The sequence below is a fragment of the Pseudomonas sp. NUPR-001 genome, from assembly GCF_052147955.1.
GTDB lineage: Bacteria > Pseudomonadota > Gammaproteobacteria > Pseudomonadales > Pseudomonadaceae > Aquipseudomonas.
The window spans coordinates 5118180-5135802 of sequence record NZ_CP197353.1 but is presented as its reverse complement, the minus strand read 5'-3'; the positions used below and the strand labels follow the sequence as shown (position 1 = coordinate 5135802).

The window sequence follows — 17623 nt, the reverse complement described above, 5'->3', positions numbered from 1 at the left end:
TGCCAGCTGTTCAGGGCTGTTCGGGACACTTTAGGTGCTTTTGCACATGCCAGACTGTTCATTGCTCGCCACACTCTCGTGAAGTTGTGAAAACCCGTTTTTTCACGCTCTTTTGGAGTCGTGAACCTCAAAATGGTCTGCGCGATGGCAGGCCGGGCAGGTTCAGGCAGAGCAGAGGGCCGCAATGGAGCAGGCACACTGGCTGGTGCAAGACCTGTGTGGAAGGCTCTCTGTGGGCGGTGCGGAGGATGCCGATGATGAACATTGGCGGTGCTGCGAGGCCCGATCAGGAGACGTCCTTATAATCGGGGGGAGATTATAACGATGTCTCGGGCAGAAATGATCTTTATTAACGACTTTTATTGATGCACGGTTCAGGCGGTCAGGCTGCGTTGTACCCAGTTGCGGCGGGGAAGGGGGCAAACCCGGGCGTTGGCAGGCAATGGGCGATTGAGCCAGGCCAGGCGAATTTCGTTGATTTCTACCCAATTGCCAGCACTCGGCAGCGTGGCGCATTGCTTGAACGCCAGGCAGTGCCCTTGGGCGTCGAGCCGGGCGAAGCTGCGCATTGGCTGGCGGGCGAACAGTGAAGTCCAGAAACCGGACATGATGTTTTCCTCTAGGCGTGTTCTGGGCGCCAGAATAATCGCCAGGTGATGAATCGATTGTGACAGCGAACCGACAGCACGTGCGTCTGTCTTATTCGTTAATGGCACAGCGATGGCTGGGCTACGCCCTGCTGGTTATACTGGCGGCCTTTGCTGCCTATTCTGGAGAGATGAGCATGTTGCAACGTTTGTTGTTCGGTTTGATCGCGGTGACCAGTCTGACCCTGGTCGGTTGTGCCCACAGCCCGCAACAACTCAGCCCGCAACCCAAACTCACCGCCCAGCTGGCGCCGGTCGGCCATGGTCAACCGGTGGTGGTCAAGGTGGTCGATGGCCGTGCTTCACAAACCCTGGGCACACGCGGTGGCCTGTACCCTGAAACCAGCGCTATCACTGTCACCAGCAACGACGTCTTGCCTAAGCTGCAGGCTCAGGCTGAGGCAGCGGTGCGCCTGCTGGGCTTCACGCCGTCGCCAAACGCCTACAACGCCCCTCAGCTGACCGTGACCCTGGCCGAACTGAAGTACCAGTCGCCTAAAGAAGGCATGTACGTGACCGAAGCCACTATCGGTGCGACCTTCAAGGCCGACGTCTCCAACGCCAACCGCCGTTACAGCGGCCGTTACGGCGCCTCGCTGGACCAGCGCTTTGGCATGGCGCCAAACCAGGAAACCAACACCAAGCTGGTGGGTGATGTACTGAGCGACGCCCTGACCCGTCTGTTCAAGGACCAGGCCATCGGCCAGATCCTCGGCGAGTAATTCTGGTGGGAGCGGGCTTGCCCCGCGATTGCGATCTGTCTGATATATCGCATCGCGGGACAAGCCCGCTCCTACATTTGGTCGAAAAGGTCAGGAGTTGCAGCGCTGCTTGGGTAGAATGCCCGCAGTTATGACTTCGAGGTTCTGTAATGTCGTTGCAAATGCTTTGGGGGCTGATCGCTGCCCATCCGGCCAAGCTGATCAACCTGTTGGCGCTGGTGATTACCTGCCCCGGTGGCCTGTTGTTGCACAGCGCCCGGCGGCGTGAAGCGCAAGCGCTGGCCGGGGCGCCAAGCGATGAAGCGGTGGTCGATGGTATGACCCAGCGTATCAACCGCTTTTACTACATTCTGGGCTTTGCCTTCCTGGCGCTGGCGCTGCTGTTGTCCTGGTTCAGTACCTGGGTTTGAATTGATTCGCGGGGCAAGCCCGCTCCCACTGTGGGAGCGGCGGTGCGGCGACCCGACTTGCCCCGCGATGTTTTAAAGCGCCAACCCCGCCTTGACCCGATACTGATTACGCACTGGCGTCGCATACTGCTGCACCAGGTATGGCCGCTGCTCAGCCGGGCAGGCATCCAGGCGACGTTGCCATTCTGCCTGGGCCCGGGCCAGTTCGTCGGCCGGGAACACCTTGGCCGCCGCTGGCACCTCCAGCGCCGGATCTGCATCAGCCCACTGCGCATACGCCAGGTAGTGCACCGGGAACAACCGGTAGCCCCCCAGAATTTGCCGATCGATCTCCGCTGCCAACTGTTTGGTGTCTTCAAAGAACGCCGTTACCGGTGGCGCGAAGTTGATGTGCACACGCCCCTTATAGCCAGTGATGCCCTGGGCGATGCTGATGTCGTCTTCACCGGGCGCTTTAGTGTAGCTGCCGGTGGTAGCGCGGATGTACAGCTCGCGCGCCTTGGCCTGATCGCAGGGGTCGTACTCATAGCTGATCGACACCGGGCTCAGGTGCAGAGACTGAATCACCGCACCGAAGGGCTCATCCTTACGGCTCATATGGAACATCTTCAGGATTGCCGAATCGGTGCGATCGTCGCCATCCTTGGCGCGGCCTTCAGCCTGGGCAATCCAGATCGACTGACCGTCGTTGCGGATCGAATGGTTGATATAGGCCGAAAGCAATTGGTAAGCCGCCAACTTCTCGCGGCGGCCGCTGATCGAGCGGTGGACGATGAAGCTCTTGTTCAAGCGCATCATGTCGCTGACGAACGGCTTTTGCAGCAGGTTGTCGCCGATGGCGATCCGCGGCGTCGGCAGGCCGGCGTGGTACACCGCGTAGTTGACGAACGCAGGGTCCATGACGATGTCACGGTGGTTGGCCAGAAACAGGTAGGCGGTGCCGGACTTGAGCTGCTCGACGCCGGTGTAGGTCACGCCGTCGGTGGCTCGCTCAATGGTATGGTCAACGTAATACTCGACTTTGTCCTGCAGGGTCGACACGCAGCTGACACCCGCAAACTCTTTGCGCAGGCGACGGGCGATCAAGGGCTTTAGCAGCCAACCGAAAGCACCGGCCATGCGCGGGAAGCGGAAGTGGGTGAGGATATCGAGGAATGCCGGGTCGCTGAGCAGGCGTGCCAGAACGGCAGGGACCTCAGCGTCGTCGTACGGTCGGATGGCATCGAATTCGCCCATCATGCTCTCTTGTTGGAAACGGCTAGGGTAATAGGTAGGGCCGGGTTTCGAAAAACGGCTCGAACACGCTCAGGTCCGGTAAATAGACCGGCAATTATACGCATAAGTCACTGCGGAGGCCGCGATGCTGGAAACTGCGTTCTACGATTGCCCTTATTGTGGTGAAGAAGTCGAGACCACGGTGGACCTCTCTGGCGGTGATCAGGAATACATCGAGGACTGCCAGGTCTGCTGCAAACCCATCAGGTTTGTGCTGCAGGTGCACGGAGAAGAGTGGATGCTCGACGTTTACGGTGAGAATGACTGATGCAGCGAATCTATGAGCCGGAAAGCCTGCTGGAGGCCGAAATGCTGATCGGCATGCTCGACAGTGAAGGTATTCAGGTTCACCTGGTTGGCCGTGACCTGATGGGGGCGATGGGCGACTTGCCGATGCAGGGCCTGCTGGGGCTGGCGGTTGCCGATGAACAGGCCGAGTACGCACGCCAGCTGATCGCCGCGTACAATGCAGCCCAGCCATTGGCTGGCGACGAACCGGAGCACATTCCGGGCACCCTGATTTGCTAGGTTTTTATCTCCCATGTGTGGACGTTACGCGCTGTTTCGCTGGTCTCCGGCCTTTGCTGCACTGCCGGGGTTTCCACCCGACCAACAGGCTCAATGGAATATTTCCCCGGGTGCCTCTGTACTGATCCAGCGTCAGCTTGAGCAGGGCCAGATGACTTTGGCGCGCGCCCGCTGGGGATTGACCCCGGCCTGGCTGACGGACTTGTCGCGCACACCCGCCCATGCCCGCGCCGAGACCCTGGCCGAACAACCGATGTTTCGTGAGGCATTGCGCCTGCGTCGCTGCCTGATGCCGGCCAACGGCTTTTACGAGTGGCGAGGCAACGTGCGCAAACGGCCTTACTGGCTGACCCCGGGAGAAGGTTCGTCGTTGTTCTTTGCGGCAATCTGGGAAGCGTACCCGGTGCAGGATCAGGTCTGGCTGAGTACGGCAGTGGTTACCCAGGCGGCAATGGACCAGCGTCGGCCGTTGATTCTCAATGCCGCAGGGCAGGCGGCCTGGCTGGACCCTGAGACACCGATGGCGCGCCTGCATGAGCTGCTGGCCAGCAGCCAGGCGACGTTGCGCGAGCGGGTGCTGGCCAACTTCGTCAATGACCCCAAACTCAATGGGCCGGAGTGTTTGACGCCGGCTTGAATGCATCGCGGGGCAAGCCCGCTCCCACCGGCTCCGCGATGATTACACCCTGAACTGATTGATCAGGCGCCGCTGTTGCTCGGCCAGCTTGGTCAGTTCGGCACTGGCGTTACTCGACTCATCAGCCCCACCGGCCACCTCGTTGGCCACCTGACCAATGTTGATGACATTGCGGTTGATGTCTTCGGCGACGGCGCTTTGCTCTTCCGCTGCGCTGGCAATCTGGGTGTTCATGTCATTGATCACCGACACCGCCTGAGTGATGCTTTCCAGCGCCTCGGCAGCGCGTGCGGCCTGCTGCACGCTGTCATCGGTCTTGCCCTGGCTGTCTTCCATGACCCGCACGACATCGCGGGTGCCCTGCTGCAGTTGCTGAATCATCTGCTGAATTTCTTCGGTCGCTTGCTGGGTTTTCTGCGCCAGGTTGCGCACTTCGTCGGCCACCACGGCAAAGCCGCGGCCTTGTTCACCCGCGCGTGCGGCTTCGATCGCGGCGTTGAGTGCCAGCAGGTTGGTTTGCTCGGCAATGGCGCGAATGGCGATCAGAATCGCGTTGATGTTCTCGCTGTCGCGGGCGAGGTTCTGCACCACGCCCACGGCGCGGCCAATTTCTTCGGCCAGGGCGCTGATCGAGTGCGAAGTACTGCGCACGATCTGCAGGCCCTGATGGGCGGCCTGATCGGCATTGCTGGCGGCCTGAGCGGCATGGGTGGCGTTGCGCGCAACGTCTTGCGCAGTGGCGGTCATTTCATGCACCGCAGTGGCCACCAGGTCGATTTCGGCCATTTGCTTGTGCACGCCCTGGTTGGTGCGGATCGCGATGTCGGCGGTGTGCTCCGAGGAGTCACTGACTTTCTGCACTGAGGCCACCACCTGGCTGATCATCGCCTGCAGCTTGGCCAGGAAGGTGTTGAAGCCTTTGGCGATCGAGCCCAGTTCATCGGCACGGTCGCTGCTCAGGCGCCGAGTCAGGTCACCTTCGCCCTGAGCGATGTCATCGAGCATGGCCACCATCTGGCGCAGCGGCCGGGCAATGCCGTGGGCCAGCAGCCAGATCACCAGCAGGCCGAGGGCGGCGATGGCCAGGCCCATCAGGGTCATGCCGGTGAGGTCGGTGCTGCGTTGCGCACTGAGTTCGTTCTGCAACTGGTTGACGTCGGCCATCACGGCGCTCAGTGGCAACTCCAGCAGCAGGGTCCAGCGGGCATCGGTATTGCCGATTTTGAACGGCAGATACAGCTCGATGCGTCCGGCGTCGTTGTTCACCTGATAACGCAGGTTCTCGCCTTTGAGCTGGCTGAGGGTGGTTGCGACGCCGCCATCAAGTACATCGCTGGCCTTTTCGCCGAACTTGCTCGGGTCTTTGGTAAAGGCAACCAGGCGACCGTTGCCGGACACCAGTGCCAGTTCACCGGCGCCCTCATACAGTTGCTGGTCGGCGGTGTTGAGCAGTTCCTGGATGAAGTTCACCGACAAGTCGGCACCGGCGATCCCCTGGAACTGGCCGTCGATCAGGATCGGTTCGACGAAGGAGGCGAGCATCACCACCTTGTCGCCTACCTTGTAAGGTGCGGGGTCGATGACACAGGCCTTCTTCGACTCGCGTGGGCACAGGTAGTACTCGCTGGCACGTACACCGGTGGCGAGGATGGTTTGATCGTTGACGTCGGCAAGCTTGTCCAGGCCAAGGCTGCCGTCATCATTGCGAAACCACCAGGGCAGGAAACGCCCAGTGGTGCTGTCGATACCGGTGATGGAGGTCCCTATGAAGCGGCTGTCCTCATGGTCCAGCGCGTTGGCTTCCCAGCCCAGGTAAGTGCCGAGGATCAGCGGGTTGGTCACGGCGGTCTGCTTGAGCAGCGCGATCAGTTGTTCACGTTCGATTTTCAGCAGCGGACTGCCGTTGGCGTCCTGCATGCCCAGCATTGCGTTGCTGGTGGCCAGTCCGCGGGCGATCAGTAGAGGCGCTTCCAGGCCGCGCTGGATTTCACTGACCTGGGTCCGGGCCAGGGCGCTCAGGCGCTGTTCGATCACCGCCTCGAACTGTTGCTGGGTGCGGGTCTGCACCAGCTCCTGAGTGCGCTGGCCGGAATACACGGCGTAGAGCACCAGGGCGGCAACTATACTCAAGACAATAGCGCCAGCCAGGGCCGCAACGGAAAACTGGATCGACCTGAACTTCATGAAGGACTCCAACCACAATAAAAGGCGTCTGCCTTGCGTTATCGGCGCGGGCGCGACAAAGCATGAGCGCCGTCTGGAGAAATCTTCGTTCAGGGTGTAGCGGGCTCACTCGAGTCGGCCTAGGATACGCGGCATGTTCGAATGGAGTGTTTTCATGCGTAAGTTACTAGTTGTCAGCGCCCTGAGTGCCAGCGTACTGCTCGCCGGATGCCAGGCCGTGAACACCACCAGCGGCGGTGCCGTGGGTGTCGAGCGTAAGCAATATATGTTCAGCATGCTGTCGACCGATGAGGTCAACCAGATGTATGCCCAGTCGTATCAGCAAACCGTGGGCGAAGCGTCGAGCAAAGGCGTGCTCGACAAGACCAGTGCTGATGCCAAGCGGATTCGCGTGATTGCGGACCGGCTGATTGCCCAGGCGCCGCAGTTCCGTCCGGATGCCGCGCAGTGGAACTGGGAGGTCAACCTGATCAAGAGCGACGAGCTCAACGCCAACTGTGGCCCTGGCGGCAAGATCTTTTTCTACACCGGGCTGATCGACAAGCTCAAGCTGACTGATGACGAGATCGCTGCGGTCATGGGCCATGAAATCGCCCACGCCCTGCGTGAGCACGGTCGTGAAGCGATGTCCAAGGCTTATGGTATCGAGATGGCCCGTCAGGGCGCCGGTGCCTTGTTGGGCCTGGGCCAGGACAGCATGGCCCTGGCTGACACCGTGGTGCAGTACGGCATGACCTTGCCCAACAGCCGCGCCAACGAGAACGAAGCCGACTTGATTGGCCTGGAGCTGGCCGCGCGTGCCGGCTACAACCCGAACGCGGCGATCACCCTGTGGGACAAAATGGCGGCCGCATCCGGTGGTTCGCAGCCAGAGTTCATGAGCACGCACCCGGCCTCTGACAGCCGTCAGGCTTCGTTGCGGGCGGCGATTCCGAAAGTCATGCCGCTGTACGAAAACGCCAAAAAGTAACCCTGTGTAGGAGCGGGCTTGCCCCGCGATAGCGATGTGACTGACACAGCGCTATCGCGGGGCAAGCCCGCTCCTACAAACTGCATTCAGCCTATCCAGCCGCTGACTTGCATGGCCGAATAAACAGCCACAGCCGCCAGTACGAAGAACGCCGCCGAAGCCAGGCGACGAATCAGGGTCAGCGGCAGTTTCTCGGCGGCGAAGTTGCCCGCCAATACCACCGGCACGTTGGCAATCAACATGCCCAGGGTGGTGCCGATAATTACCATGATCAAATGCGGGTACTGGGCTGCCAGCATCACCGTTGCGACTTGGGTCTTGTCGCCGATCTCGGCAATGAAAAATGCTATCAGCGTCGTCAGGAACGGGCCAAAGCGCCGTGCCGTGCTGGCCTCGTCATCGTCCATTTTGTCCGGGATCAGTGTCCACAGGGCCGTGGCAGCAAAGCTTGCAGCCAGGATCCAGTGCAGGGTAGCTGCAGAGAAGAAGGTACTGACCCAGGCACCCACAGCACCAGCGGCAGCATGGTTGGCCAGGGTCGCGGCGATGATGCCGGCAATGATTGGCCAAGGCTTGCGAAAGCGGGCGGCGAGAATGAGCGCGAGCAATTGGGTCTTGTCGCCAATTTCGGCGAGGGCGACGATTGCGGTCGGGACGAGTAATGATTCCAGCATCAGGATTCCTACGGGGGCGGGTCGACACGGCTATGACACGTACTACCTTCCCGCCCCGGGTAAGGTGTGCGTGTCATAGGTCTTGTCAAACCCTGGGTCCGTCTGTGCGGACCGTGGGTCGCACGCGCCATGGTCTGTGGACCAAGTATGTTGACGCGTACCGGGCGAGCTGGGTGCTCGCGGGAGACTACTCCCCTAGGACGGAGCGGATTCTGCCTAGGCAAATCCGTTTCGGCAAGCCCTGATTTTAACCGCGTGTTGCCTGGTAGATCTTGAAGCCTTGGCCTTCGGCACGTACCGCACAGTTGCCCAGGGCGCTTTCGATCAGCGGTTGGTAGCGCAGGAAGCTGTTGGCAACCAAGCGAAGTTCGCCGCCTTTTTTCAGATGATCGGCCGATTTTTTCAGCAGATTCTCCGACGCCTGGTAGTTGGTGTGCACGCCGGTATGGAACGGCGGGTTGCTCAGGATCACTTCCAGGCCACGCGGTGCCGCATCGATGCCGTCGCCGCAGATGACTTCGCCTTGCAGACCATTGGCTGCCAGGGTCAAACGGCTGCTGGCCACGGCAAAGGCGTCCACATCCAGCAGGGTGACCTGGCTTTGCGGGTAGCGTCGTTTGATGGTCGCGCCCAGTACGCCGGCACCACAACCGAAGTCGAGGACATGACCGACAGGCAGTTGCTCAAGGTGTTCGAGCAGCAGGGCGGTGCCACGGTCGAGGCGGCCATGACTGAACACACCCGGCAAGCTGACGATCTGCAGTGGGCCATCGGCCAATGGCAGTTCAAAGCGCTCGGCCAGGCTTTCCAGTGGTTTGGCTTGTGGCGCGTGCTCTACGGTGACTTGCCACAGCTGACAATGGCGCGCGCTGTCGAGTTTGCGCGGCTTGCCAAAGGCATGCAGTTGTTTTGCCGCGCCTTCGATGCCACCGCGTTTCTCGCCGACCAGGTACAGCTCACGCCCGGCCAGTCGCGAAGCCAGGGCATTGAGCAGGTAATTGGCCAGGTCGCGGGATTTGGGCAGAAACAGTACCGCTGCGTCGAAATCTTCGACGGGTGCCTCTACGCCGAAGTGGCTGCGGCCGGCAAAGCGCGCATCGAGTGCTGCCTGATCGCCGGCATGCCAGCTCCAGCCACGGGCTGTTGGCAGCTTGCCAAGCAGGTCATCGGCAGGCAGGCCGGCAAGTAACAGCGAGCCCTGGAAAAGCTCGGCCTGACGAAGCAACACTTCACTGCGCGGGTCCATGGGGGCGGCTCCTGAAAAAGTGGCGCAGTTTATCAGAGCCAGGTGTGCCTTAGCCGACCTGTCTGCGCGGGCTGCCGGCAAAAAACGCTTCGGCGTTTTCACTCAGCTGTTCGACGATGCGCTGGCGCGACTCCACCGCGCCCCAGGCGCTGTGGGGGGTGACGATCAGGCGTGGGATGTCACCCGCCAGCAACGGGTTGCCCTGCACCGGTGGTTCGACACTTAGCACGTCGGTGGCGGCACCGCCCAGATGGCCGGCGCGCAGGCAGTCGGCCAGCGCTTGCTCGTCGATCAAACCACCACGGGCGGTGTTGATGACAAAAGCGCCCGGCTTGAGCCGGGCCAGTTCTTTGGCGCCGATCAGATTACGGGTGTGTTCGTTGAGCGGGCAGTGCAGGGTCAGGGCATCCACTTGCGGCAGCAGTTTATCCAGCGACAAGCGGTCTTCGCGCGGCGGGCGTCCGGGCAATTGCCCCAGCAGCACGCGCATGCCAAAGGCTTCAGCCAGGCGCGCAACCGCGCCGCCCAGTTCGCCATGACCGAGCATGCCGAGGGTCTTGCCCTCCAGTTCGACGATCGGGAAATCCAGCAGGCAAAACTGCTTGGCCCGTGCCCATTGTCCTTTGGCTACGGCCTGCTGATAGTCCGGCAGGCGTGTGGCCAGCGCCAGCAGCAAGGCCAGAGTGTGTTGGGCGACCGACGGCGTGCCGTAGCCCTGGCAGTTGCTGACCACAATGCCTTGGGCGCGGGCCGCTTGCAGGTCGACGTTGTTGGTGCCGGTGGCCGCCACCAGAATCAACTTCAGGCCGGGGCAGGCGGCGAGGGTGCTGGCGTCGATCATCACCTTGTTGCTGATGGCCACGGTCGCACCCAGCAAGCGTTCAGTGACTTGCTCCGGCGCGGTGGCCGAATACAGCTGCAGCTCATCGAAGCAGCCGCGCAGGCGATCGAGGCTGAGATCGCCCAGGTCCAGAGAGTGATGATCGAGGAAAACGGCGCGGCGAAGGGTGGACATGGAGGCTCCAGTGGATGACGGTCGGGCTCAGGTCGGATAGGTAAAACAATCGTAACGGCTTTGCTCCAGGCTGGCCTCGAAAGCCAGCAGGTTCTGCTGTTGCTGCTGCAGGTCGGCGATCTGCGCCAGCAGTTGTGCTTTTTTGCTGGCAATGGCCTGCTTTATGCGCGCCAGCGGCAAGTCACCGGGGCCGTTCTCGCTGACCATTGCCTGCATCTGCTTGAGGCTGAAGCCAAGCTTCTGTGCGCACTTGATCAGGTGCAGCAGCGCCACGCTCTGTTCATCATAGATGCGATAGTTGCCCTGGCGCCTGGGCGCAGGCAACAGGCCGATGTGCTCGTAGTGGCGTATGCATTTGATCGTCACTCCGGACAACTGCGCGGCTTTGCCGATATACATCGAACGTCCTTTTACCTGGCGCTGGCCAACGTGCGTGCCCGGCGTAACCAGGTATCGCGTTGCGCTGCACTTGAGCTGATGATGGGGCCAAACGTTAACGTCTTTTGAGGCCTGATTCCACAAAACCCCAAGGTGGTTCGGCGCATCTGGTGCAGGCCCGGCATACGGTACACCCAGCGGTAATACCAGGGCGGGGTGTCCATGCACACCAGCAGGTCGGCGCTGCGGCCTTTGAGCAGTTGTTCGGGGAAGGGCGAGTGGCTGCGATACTTGAAGGCAAACCCAGGCAGCAGCACGCGGTCGAGAAAACCTTTCAACAGTGCTGGAATGCCACCCCACCAGATCGGGAATACAAACACCAGGTGTTCGGCCCATTGGATCAGGCCCTGGGCGTGCAGCAGATCGGGCTCCAGCACTTGTTCCGGTTGATAGCCATTGCGCAATACCGGGTCAAAATTCAACGCCCCCAGTTCAAGCACCTGGACATCCTGGCCGCGGGCGCGTGCAGTGGCGACGTAAGTGCTGGCCAGGGCGGCGCAAAAGCTCTGGTTTGAGGGGTGGCCGAGGATGACCAGTACGCGAGTGTTCATGGCAGGCAGCTCAATTAGGTGAAGTGCGCAGCTTAGAGATTGCCCTTAAGGGGAGAGTCAAGCGGAAGGGGCGGGCTTGACCCGCGCTCGCGGTTCGTCAGGCACATCGCAATCGCGGGGCAAGCCCGCTCCTACCGGAGGGTGGGTGATGGCGGTTGTTACGGGGTGTGTCTAGGGCGTAATGTACGGATCTGCTGATTTCATCTACTGCTGCCAGGAGCCCCCCATGTACTGGGCTGAATTTCTCACCGTTGCTTTGATTCACCTGCTCGCCGTGGCCAGCCCCGGCCCCGATTTTGCTGTTGTGGTCCGTGAGAGCGTGACCCATGGGCGCCGCGCCGGTACCTGGACAGCCTTTGGTGTGGGCTCGGCGATTTTCCTGCATGTGGGCTATTCGTTGCTGGGCATCGGCCTGATCGTGTCGCAGTCGATTGTGCTGTTCAATGCGCTCAAATGGCTGGCAGCGGCGTATTTGCTCTACATCGGTTACAAAGCGCTGCGTGCCGGTCCGGCCGCACCTGGCAGTGACGCGGTGCAGGCTTCGACGGTCGAGCGCACCCCGCGTGCCGCTTTCGTTGCCGGCTTTATGACCAACGGCCTGAACCCCAAGGCAACCTTGTTCTTCCTGTCGCTGTTTACCGTGGTGATCAACCCGCATACGCCGCTGGCGGTCCAGGCCGGTTACGGTGTGTACCTGGCGGTCGCCACTGGCCTGTGGTTCTGCCTGGTGGCCATGCTGTTCAGCCAGCAGCGTGTGCGTGCCGGTTTTGCCCGCATGGGCCACTGGTTTGACCGCACCATGGGCGCGGTGCTGATTGCCCTGGGTGTGAAGATCGCCTTTACCGAAATGCATTAAGCGCAATAAGCCTATAGCCACAACGTCGGCCAAATCATTCCTTTGGCTGATTTGGCCGACGTTGTGGCGTTCTAGAGTGGGTCATGTCTTGCCCAACTCGTGCACTCTAGAAAAGGGACTCTTATGTTGCAGACTCGTGTCATTGCGCCTGCCGAGGACGCTTATCAGTATCCGCTGTTGATCAAACGCTTGCTGTTGTCTGGCAGCCGCTACGAGAAAACCCGCGAGATCGTCTATCGCGATCAATTGCGCTATAGCTACCTGACCCTCAACGAGCGCATCGCGCGCCTGGCCAACGTGCTGACCGAGGCCGGTGTAAAGGCCGGTGACACCGTCGCGGTGATGGACTGGGACAGCCATCGTTACCTGGAATGCATGTTTGCCATTCCGATGATCGGCGCGGTGGTGCACACCATCAACGTGCGCCTGTCACCGGAACAGATCCTCTACACCATGAACCACGCTGACGACCGCTTCGTGCTGGTCAACAGCGACTTTGTCGGCTTGTATCAAGGCATCGCCGGGCAACTGACCACCGTCGAGAAAACCCTGCTGCTGACCGACGCCGAGAGCAAAACGGCAGAGTTGCCGAACCTGATCGGCGAGTATGAGCAACTGCTGGCTGCGGCGAGCCCGGTCTACAACTTTCCAGATTTTGATGAAAACTCGGTAGCCACCACCTTCTACACCACTGGCACCACCGGCAACCCCAAAGGCGTGTACTTCACCCACCGCCAGTTGGTGCTGCACACCCTGGCCGCAGCGTCGGTTACTGGCAGTATCGACAGCGTGCGCTTGCTCGGCAGTGACGATGTGTACATGCCGATCACCCCGATGTTCCACGTGCATGCCTGGGGTATCCCGTACGTGGCCACCATGCTCGGGGTCAAGCAGGTGTATCCAGGGCGCTACGAGCCGGAAATGCTCTGCGAGCTGTGGCGTAAGGAGAAGGTCACCTTTTCCCATTGTGTACCGACCATTCTGCAGATGCTGCTCAATGCCAAAGGCGCGCAAGGTCAGGACTTCGGTGGCTGGAAGATCATCATTGGCGGCAGTGCGCTGAACCGCGCCTTGTACGAGGCGGCCAAGGCCCGTGGCATTCAACTGACCGCCGCTTACGGCATGTCGGAAACTTGCCCGTTGGTTTCTTGCGCGCACCTGAACGAAGAGTTGCTGGCCGGTAGCGAAGATGAGTGCATTACCTACCGAATCAAGGCCGGTGTACCGGTGCCGCTGGTTGAGTCTGCAATTGTCGATACTGAAGGGAAATTTCTGCCTCATGACGGTGAAACCCAGGGAGAGCTGGTGCTGCGAGCACCCTGGCTGACCATGGGGTATTTCCGCGAACCGGAGAAGGGCGCCGAGCTGTGGCAGGGCGGCTGGTTACACACTGGCGATGTGGCCACCCTCGACAGCATGGGCGTGATCGACATTCGTGACCGTATCAAGGATGTGATCAAAACCGGCGGAGAGTGGATCTCCTCGCTGGAGCTTGAAGACCTCATCAGCCGTCATCCGGCGATCCGCGAAGTGGCCGTGGTCGGGGTTGCCGATCCACAGTGGGGCGAGCGGCCTTTTGCCCTGTTGGTGGTGCATGAACAGCAGGTTATCGATGCCAAGGCACTCAAGGAACACCTCAAGCCATTCGTTGAACTTGGGCACATCAACAAGTGGGCGATCCCCAGTCAGATAGCGCTTGTTACTGAAATTCCCAAGACCAGTGTCGGCAAGCTCGACAAGAAGCGCATCCGCCTGGACATCACCCAATGGCAAGCCAGTAACAGCGCCTTCCTCTCTACCCTCTAAGCTGCTGCGGGTCGCGCTCGACCGAGTGCGACCCGCAGGCTAGACACATTTTCGCCTTGTCATATGACAAATTTCAGCCATGCTTGCCCAGCCAGCAAGTAGGCCTGCTCCTACTGCAGCGTTGTATCAGTAAACATACAAATCACACTTTAGAGGGATCTAGCAGGAGTACCTGCTGGCTATAGTCGGGTCAGGGGATTTTCAGGAATGGGGGGCTGCACATGCATGTGCCTGGCCACTTGCTCGACGATTTCGGTGCACTTACACCCGTCGATTAAGGCGTTTCTGCAAAGGACTCACTGCCATAAAAATAAAGAAAGTACATGGAGTAGCGTCGATGACATCAGTAAATCTGTTCTGGCGCCGGGCAAAATTGCCCTTGGCTGTCAGCCTCGCTTCTACGCTCGCCGGTCCTGCATTCGGCGTCAGTTTCAACATCGGTGAAATCGAAGGGTCGTTCGACTCGTCTCTGTCTATCGGGGCGAGCTGGTCTACCGAGAAACCGAACCAGAATCTGATTGGCGTCAACAACGGCGGTAAAGGTTTGTCGCAAACCTCCGACGATGGCCACCTGAACTTCAAACGCGGTGAGACCTTCTCGAAGATCTTCAAGGGCATCCATGACCTGGAGCTCAAGTACGGCGACACCGGTGTGTTCGTCCGTGGCAAGTACTGGTATGACTTCGAACTCAAGGACGAAAGCCGTCCGTTCAAGGACATCAGCGATTCCAATCGCAAAGAGGGCGCCAAGTCCGCCGGTGGCGAGATTCTCGACGCCTTCGTGTACCACAACTACTCCATTGCCGACCAGCCAGGCTCGGTGCGTCTGGGCAAGCAGGTGGTCAGCTGGGGTGAAAGTACCTTCATCGGCGGCGGTATCAACTCGATCAACCCGATCGACGTTGCCGCGTTCCGCCGCCCAGGTGCTGAAGTCAAGGAAGGCCTGATTCCGGTCAACATGTTCTACGTCTCGCAGAGCCTGACCGACAACCTGTCGGCAGAAGCCTTCTACCAGATCGAATGGGACCAGACCGTCGTCGACAACTGTGGCACTTTCTTCTCGCAACCGGACGTCATCGCTGACGGCTGTACCGACAACCTGCGTCTGCTCAACAGCAGCCGCAGCCTGCCACCACAGGCACTGGGCTTCCTTGCAAGCCAGGGTGTCGATATCAACGCAGAAGGCGTGAAAGTCGACCGTGGTCCGGACCGTGATGCGCGTGACAGCGGCCAGTTCGGTGTTGCGTTTCGCTATATGTTCGAACCGCTGGACACCGAGTTCGGTGCCTACTTCATGAACTACCACAGCCGTGCGCCGATCTTCAGTGCCACGGGTGCCGATCCGTCGGTGTATGCCGGCTTGCAAAACCTGCCGACTAACCTGCAGCCATTGGCACCGCTGATTGTTGCCGGTAACTCGCAGTACTTCGTCGAGTACCCTGAAGACATTCGCCTGTACGGCCTGAGCTTCTCCACCACCCTGCCTACCGGTACGGCGTGGAGCGGTGAGCTGAGCTACCGCCCGAACGCGCCGGTGCAGCTCAATACCACCGACATCCTTTACTCCGGTGTTACGCCAATCCCAGGCCTGGGCAACGCGTCGCTGCTCAAGGGCGTGCCAGGCCAGGACCAGCACGGCTATACCCGTAAGGAAATCACCCAGTTCCAGACCACACTCACTCACTTCTTCGACCAGGTCATGGGCGCCAGCCGTCTGACCGTGGTGGGTGAGGTCGGTGTGACCCACGTTGGTGGCCTGGAGAGCGCGCACAAGATGCGTTATGGCCGCGACCCGGTGTTCGGCCCTGGCCCACTGGAGCCGACTGGCCCGCTCAACACCTGTGAGTTCCTCAACGGCCGGACCATCAGCGGCGCAGGCAACAACGCTCCGACGACCAACCTGTCGCGTAAATGCGAGAACGACGGTTTCACCACCAGCACCTCCTGGGGTTACCGCGCCCGTGCGATCTGGGACTACAACGACGTGTTCGCCGGGGTCAACCTCAAGCCTAACGTGGCCTGGTCGCATGACGTTTCTGGCTACTCCCCGGGTCCAGGTGGCAACTTCGAGGAAGGGCGCAAGGCGATCAGCCTGGGTCTGGACGCTGAGTACCAGAACACCTACACCTCCAGCCTGTCGTACACCAACTTCTTCGACGGCAAGTACAGCACCGTGGATGACCGCGACTTCATCGCCCTCAGCTTCGGCGTGAACTTCTAAGAACACGGATTCAGGATGAGCATGAACATGAAAATGACCAAGAATCTGCTGCAAGCCGGTGTATTGGGCCTGTCGCTGCTGGCCACCAGCGTCATGGCGGCAGTGTCCGCCGACGAGGCGGCCAAGCTCGGCACTACCCTGACGCCAATGGGCGCGGAGAAGGCTGGTAACGCCGATGGTTCGATCAGTGCCTGGAAGCCACTGGGCAAAAATGCCGGTGCCGTTGACGCCAAGGGCTTCCTGGCCGATCCGTATGCGGGTGAAAAACCGCTTTACACCATCACCGCGCAGAACGTCGACCAGTACAAAGACAAGCTGTCCCCAGGCCAGGTGGCAATGCTCAAGCGCTACCCTGACAGCTACAAGATTCCGGTGTACCCGACCCACCGCGGATCGACCGTGCCGGATCAGGTGTTCGCCGACATCAAGAAAAACGCCACCAGCACCAACCTGGTCGCCGGCGGCAACGGCCTGGAGAACTTCACCACGGCGGTGCCGTTCCCGATTCCCAAAAGTGGCGTTGAAGTTATCTGGAACCACATCACCCGCTATCGCGGGGGCAGCGTAACCCGCCTGGTGACCCAGGCCACGCCGCAAACCAATGGCTCCTACAGCCTGGTGTACTTCCAGGATCAGTTTGTCTTCCGTGACAAGATCAAGGGCTACGACCCGGCCAACCCCGGCAACGTGTTGTTCTACTTCAAGCAGAAGGTAACCGCGCCAGCGCGCCTGGCCGGTACCGTGCTGTTGGTCCACGAGACCCTCGACCAGGTCAAGGAGCCGCGTAAAGCGTGGGTCTACAACGCCGGTCAGCGTCGTGTGCGCCAGGCGCCTCAAGTGTCCTACGATGGCCCGGGTACCGCAGCCGATGGCCTGCGTACTTCCGACAACCTGGACATGTTCAACGGTGCACCAGACCGCTACGACTGGAAGCTGGAAGGCAAGAAAGAGATGTACATTGCCTCCAACAGCTACAAGCTCGACGATCCGAAGCTCAAGTACGCCGATATCATCAAGCCTGGGCACATCAACCAGGACCTGAGCCGCTACGAGTTGCGCCGTGTCTGGCACGTGGTTGCCACCTTGAAGCCGGGTCAGCGTCATATCTACGCCAAGCGTGACTTCTACATCGACGAAGACACCTGGCAGGCTGCAGTGATCGACCAGTACGACGGTCGTGATCAACTGTGGCGCGTTTCCGAGGCCCACTCCCAGGACTACTACAACGTCCAGGTGCCGTGGTACACCCTGGAAGCCATTTACGACCTGCAGTCGGGTCGCTATCTGGCACTGGGCATGAAGAACGAGGAGAAGAAGGCTTACGACTTCGGATTCTCGGCCAGCATCAGCGACTTCCAGCCCGCAGCGCTTCGCCAGGAAGGTGTGCGCTAAGTTACAAACCTCCGTGTGATCTCCCAGAACGCCCCGGCTTGCCGGGGCGTT

Annotated in this window: 18 protein-coding genes, 1 pseudogene and 1 riboswitch; of the genes and pseudogenes, 10 read left to right on the top strand and 9 right to left on the bottom strand. The window is 60.4% G+C overall.

Going from position 1 to position 17623, the window contains the following annotated elements; all coding sequences use genetic code 11:
- Window positions 1-374: 374 nt before the first annotated feature.
- Window positions 375-608, bottom strand: a complete 234-nt coding sequence (locus ACP6KB_RS23655; protein ID WP_442109731.1) for a hypothetical protein — start codon at window positions 606-608, stop codon at window positions 375-377.
- Window positions 609-784: 176 nt separating this feature from the next.
- On the opposite strand from ACP6KB_RS23655, the gene ACP6KB_RS23650 reads away from it, so the two are divergent.
- Window positions 785-1369, top strand: coding sequence for a YajG family lipoprotein (locus tag ACP6KB_RS23650; protein ID WP_442109729.1), 585 nt, complete (start codon window positions 785-787; stop codon window positions 1367-1369).
- 149 nt (window positions 1370-1518) lie between these two features.
- Window positions 1519-1779, top strand: a complete 261-nt coding sequence (locus ACP6KB_RS23645; RefSeq protein WP_133212023.1) for a hypothetical protein — start codon at window positions 1519-1521, stop codon at window positions 1777-1779.
- Window positions 1780-1851: 72 nt separating this feature from the next.
- On the opposite strand, the gene ACP6KB_RS23640 is transcribed toward ACP6KB_RS23645, so the two are convergent.
- The gene (locus ACP6KB_RS23640; protein ID WP_442109726.1) at window positions 1852-3018 is read right to left on the bottom strand and encodes a 1-acyl-sn-glycerol-3-phosphate acyltransferase; all 1167 of its coding nucleotides are present in this window, start codon (window positions 3016-3018) and stop codon (window positions 1852-1854) included.
- Window positions 3019-3139: 121 nt separating this feature from the next.
- Between ACP6KB_RS23640 and ACP6KB_RS23635 the strand changes: the two genes are divergently transcribed.
- The 3 genes from ACP6KB_RS23635 to ACP6KB_RS23625 are packed head-to-tail and all read left to right on the top strand — an operon-like array spanning window position 3140 to window position 4219.
- Entirely contained in the window at window positions 3140-3322 is a 183-nt protein-coding gene (locus tag ACP6KB_RS23635) for a CPXCG motif-containing cysteine-rich protein (RefSeq protein ID WP_134064296.1), read from the top strand.
- On the top strand, window positions 3322-3582 hold the full coding sequence (locus ACP6KB_RS23630) for a putative signal transducing protein (RefSeq protein ID WP_442109724.1): 261 nt from the start codon (window positions 3322-3324) through the stop codon (window positions 3580-3582). Before ACP6KB_RS23635 ends, ACP6KB_RS23630 begins: the two co-directional genes overlap by 1 nt.
- 13 nt (window positions 3583-3595) lie before the next feature.
- The gene (locus tag ACP6KB_RS23625) at window positions 3596-4219 is read left to right on the top strand and encodes an SOS response-associated peptidase (RefSeq protein WP_442109722.1); all 624 of its coding nucleotides are present in this window, start codon (window positions 3596-3598) and stop codon (window positions 4217-4219) included.
- 42 nt (window positions 4220-4261) lie between these two features.
- Here ACP6KB_RS23625 and ACP6KB_RS23620 read toward each other — a convergent pair whose 3' ends face one another.
- Both ACP6KB_RS23620 and ACP6KB_RS23615 read right to left on the bottom strand, forming a co-directional pair.
- Entirely contained in the window at window positions 4262-5005 is a 744-nt protein-coding gene (locus tag ACP6KB_RS23620; protein ID WP_442114368.1) for a methyl-accepting chemotaxis protein, read from the bottom strand.
- 111 nt (window positions 5006-5116) lie between these two features.
- A pseudogene (locus tag ACP6KB_RS23615) lies at window positions 5117-5311 on the bottom strand (HAMP domain-containing protein); the annotation flags it as partial.
- Between the two features lie 1246 nt (window positions 5312-6557).
- On the opposite strand from ACP6KB_RS23615, the gene ACP6KB_RS23610 reads away from it, so the two are divergent.
- Entirely contained in the window at window positions 6558-7373 is an 816-nt protein-coding gene (locus ACP6KB_RS23610; RefSeq protein ID WP_442109720.1) for a M48 family metallopeptidase, read from the top strand.
- Window positions 7374-7459: 86 nt separating this feature from the next.
- Here the strand turns inward: ACP6KB_RS23610 and ACP6KB_RS23605 are convergent, their stop codons facing one another.
- The 5 genes from ACP6KB_RS23605 to ACP6KB_RS23585 form a co-directional block, all read right to left on the bottom strand.
- A complete protein-coding gene (locus ACP6KB_RS23605) occupies window positions 7460-8047 on the bottom strand; it encodes a TMEM165/GDT1 family protein (RefSeq protein ID WP_010225776.1) in 588 nt (195 codons plus the stop codon).
- Window positions 8048-8134: 87 nt separating this feature from the next.
- Window positions 8135-8256, bottom strand: a riboswitch (yybP-ykoY riboswitch).
- Window positions 8257-8294: 38 nt separating this feature from the next.
- A complete protein-coding gene (locus ACP6KB_RS23600; protein WP_442109718.1) occupies window positions 8295-9293 on the bottom strand; it encodes a methyltransferase in 999 nt (332 codons plus the stop codon).
- Window positions 9294-9342: 49 nt separating this feature from the next.
- On the bottom strand, window positions 9343-10308 hold the full coding sequence (locus ACP6KB_RS23595) for a 2-hydroxyacid dehydrogenase (RefSeq protein ID WP_442109716.1): 966 nt from the start codon (window positions 10306-10308) through the stop codon (window positions 9343-9345).
- A gap of 27 nt (window positions 10309-10335) precedes the next feature.
- Window positions 10336-10707, bottom strand: coding sequence for a MerR family transcriptional regulator (locus ACP6KB_RS23590; protein ID WP_442109714.1), 372 nt, complete (start codon window positions 10705-10707; stop codon window positions 10336-10338).
- Between the two features lie 11 nt (window positions 10708-10718).
- Window positions 10719-11297, bottom strand: coding sequence for an NAD(P)H-dependent oxidoreductase (locus tag ACP6KB_RS23585; protein WP_442109712.1), 579 nt, complete (start codon window positions 11295-11297; stop codon window positions 10719-10721).
- Window positions 11298-11523: 226 nt separating this feature from the next.
- Here ACP6KB_RS23585 and ACP6KB_RS23580 point away from each other — a divergent pair, with 226 nt between their 5' ends.
- The 4 genes from ACP6KB_RS23580 to ACP6KB_RS23565 all read left to right on the top strand — a co-directional run bounded on the left by ACP6KB_RS23580 (window position 11524) and on the right by ACP6KB_RS23565 (window position 17572).
- Window positions 11524-12153, top strand: coding sequence for a LysE family translocator (locus ACP6KB_RS23580; protein WP_442109710.1), 630 nt, complete (start codon window positions 11524-11526; stop codon window positions 12151-12153).
- A 123-nt stretch (window positions 12154-12276) separates the two neighbouring features.
- A complete protein-coding gene (locus tag ACP6KB_RS23575; protein WP_442109708.1) occupies window positions 12277-13959 on the top strand; it encodes a fatty acid--CoA ligase in 1683 nt (560 codons plus the stop codon).
- A 337-nt stretch (window positions 13960-14296) separates the two neighbouring features.
- Window positions 14297-16180, top strand: coding sequence for a DUF1302 domain-containing protein (locus tag ACP6KB_RS23570; RefSeq protein ID WP_442109706.1), 1884 nt, complete (start codon window positions 14297-14299; stop codon window positions 16178-16180).
- Between the two features lie 27 nt (window positions 16181-16207).
- The gene (locus tag ACP6KB_RS23565; protein WP_442109704.1) at window positions 16208-17572 is read left to right on the top strand and encodes a DUF1329 domain-containing protein; all 1365 of its coding nucleotides are present in this window, start codon (window positions 16208-16210) and stop codon (window positions 17570-17572) included.
- Window positions 17573-17623: the final 51 nt, after the last annotated feature.

Coding starts and splice junctions, on each gene's coding strand:
- ACP6KB_RS23635 (WP_134064296.1), top strand. CDS start 3,140: ATGCTGGAAACTGCGTTCTACGATTGCCCTTATTGTGGTGAAGAAGTC.
- ACP6KB_RS23620 (WP_442114368.1), bottom strand. CDS start 5,005: ATGGCCGAAATCGACCTGGTGGCCACTGCGGTGCATGAAATGACCGCC.
- ACP6KB_RS23650 (WP_442109729.1), top strand. CDS start 785: ATGTTGCAACGTTTGTTGTTCGGTTTGATCGCGGTGACCAGTCTGACC.
- ACP6KB_RS23575 (WP_442109708.1), top strand. CDS start 12,277: ATGTTGCAGACTCGTGTCATTGCGCCTGCCGAGGACGCTTATCAGTAT.
- ACP6KB_RS23590 (WP_442109714.1), bottom strand. CDS start 10,707: ATGTATATCGGCAAAGCCGCGCAGTTGTCCGGAGTGACGATCAAATGC.
- ACP6KB_RS23655 (WP_442109731.1), bottom strand. CDS start 608: ATGTCCGGTTTCTGGACTTCACTGTTCGCCCGCCAGCCAATGCGCAGC.
- ACP6KB_RS23630 (WP_442109724.1), top strand. CDS start 3,322: ATGCAGCGAATCTATGAGCCGGAAAGCCTGCTGGAGGCCGAAATGCTG.
- ACP6KB_RS23625 (WP_442109722.1), top strand. CDS start 3,596: ATGTGTGGACGTTACGCGCTGTTTCGCTGGTCTCCGGCCTTTGCTGCA.
- ACP6KB_RS23585 (WP_442109712.1), bottom strand. CDS start 11,297: ATGAACACTCGCGTACTGGTCATCCTCGGCCACCCCTCAAACCAGAGC.
- ACP6KB_RS23605 (WP_010225776.1), bottom strand. CDS start 8,047: ATGCTGGAATCATTACTCGTCCCGACCGCAATCGTCGCCCTCGCCGAA.
- ACP6KB_RS23595 (WP_442109716.1), bottom strand. CDS start 10,308: ATGTCCACCCTTCGCCGCGCCGTTTTCCTCGATCATCACTCTCTGGAC.
- ACP6KB_RS23645 (WP_133212023.1), top strand. CDS start 1,519: ATGTCGTTGCAAATGCTTTGGGGGCTGATCGCTGCCCATCCGGCCAAG.
- ACP6KB_RS23600 (WP_442109718.1), bottom strand. CDS start 9,293: ATGGACCCGCGCAGTGAAGTGTTGCTTCGTCAGGCCGAGCTTTTCCAG.
- ACP6KB_RS23640 (WP_442109726.1), bottom strand. CDS start 3,018: ATGATGGGCGAATTCGATGCCATCCGACCGTACGACGACGCTGAGGTC.
- ACP6KB_RS23610 (WP_442109720.1), top strand. CDS start 6,558: ATGCGTAAGTTACTAGTTGTCAGCGCCCTGAGTGCCAGCGTACTGCTC.
- ACP6KB_RS23565 (WP_442109704.1), top strand. CDS start 16,208: ATGAAAATGACCAAGAATCTGCTGCAAGCCGGTGTATTGGGCCTGTCG.
- ACP6KB_RS23580 (WP_442109710.1), top strand. CDS start 11,524: ATGTACTGGGCTGAATTTCTCACCGTTGCTTTGATTCACCTGCTCGCC.
- ACP6KB_RS23570 (WP_442109706.1), top strand. CDS start 14,297: ATGACATCAGTAAATCTGTTCTGGCGCCGGGCAAAATTGCCCTTGGCT.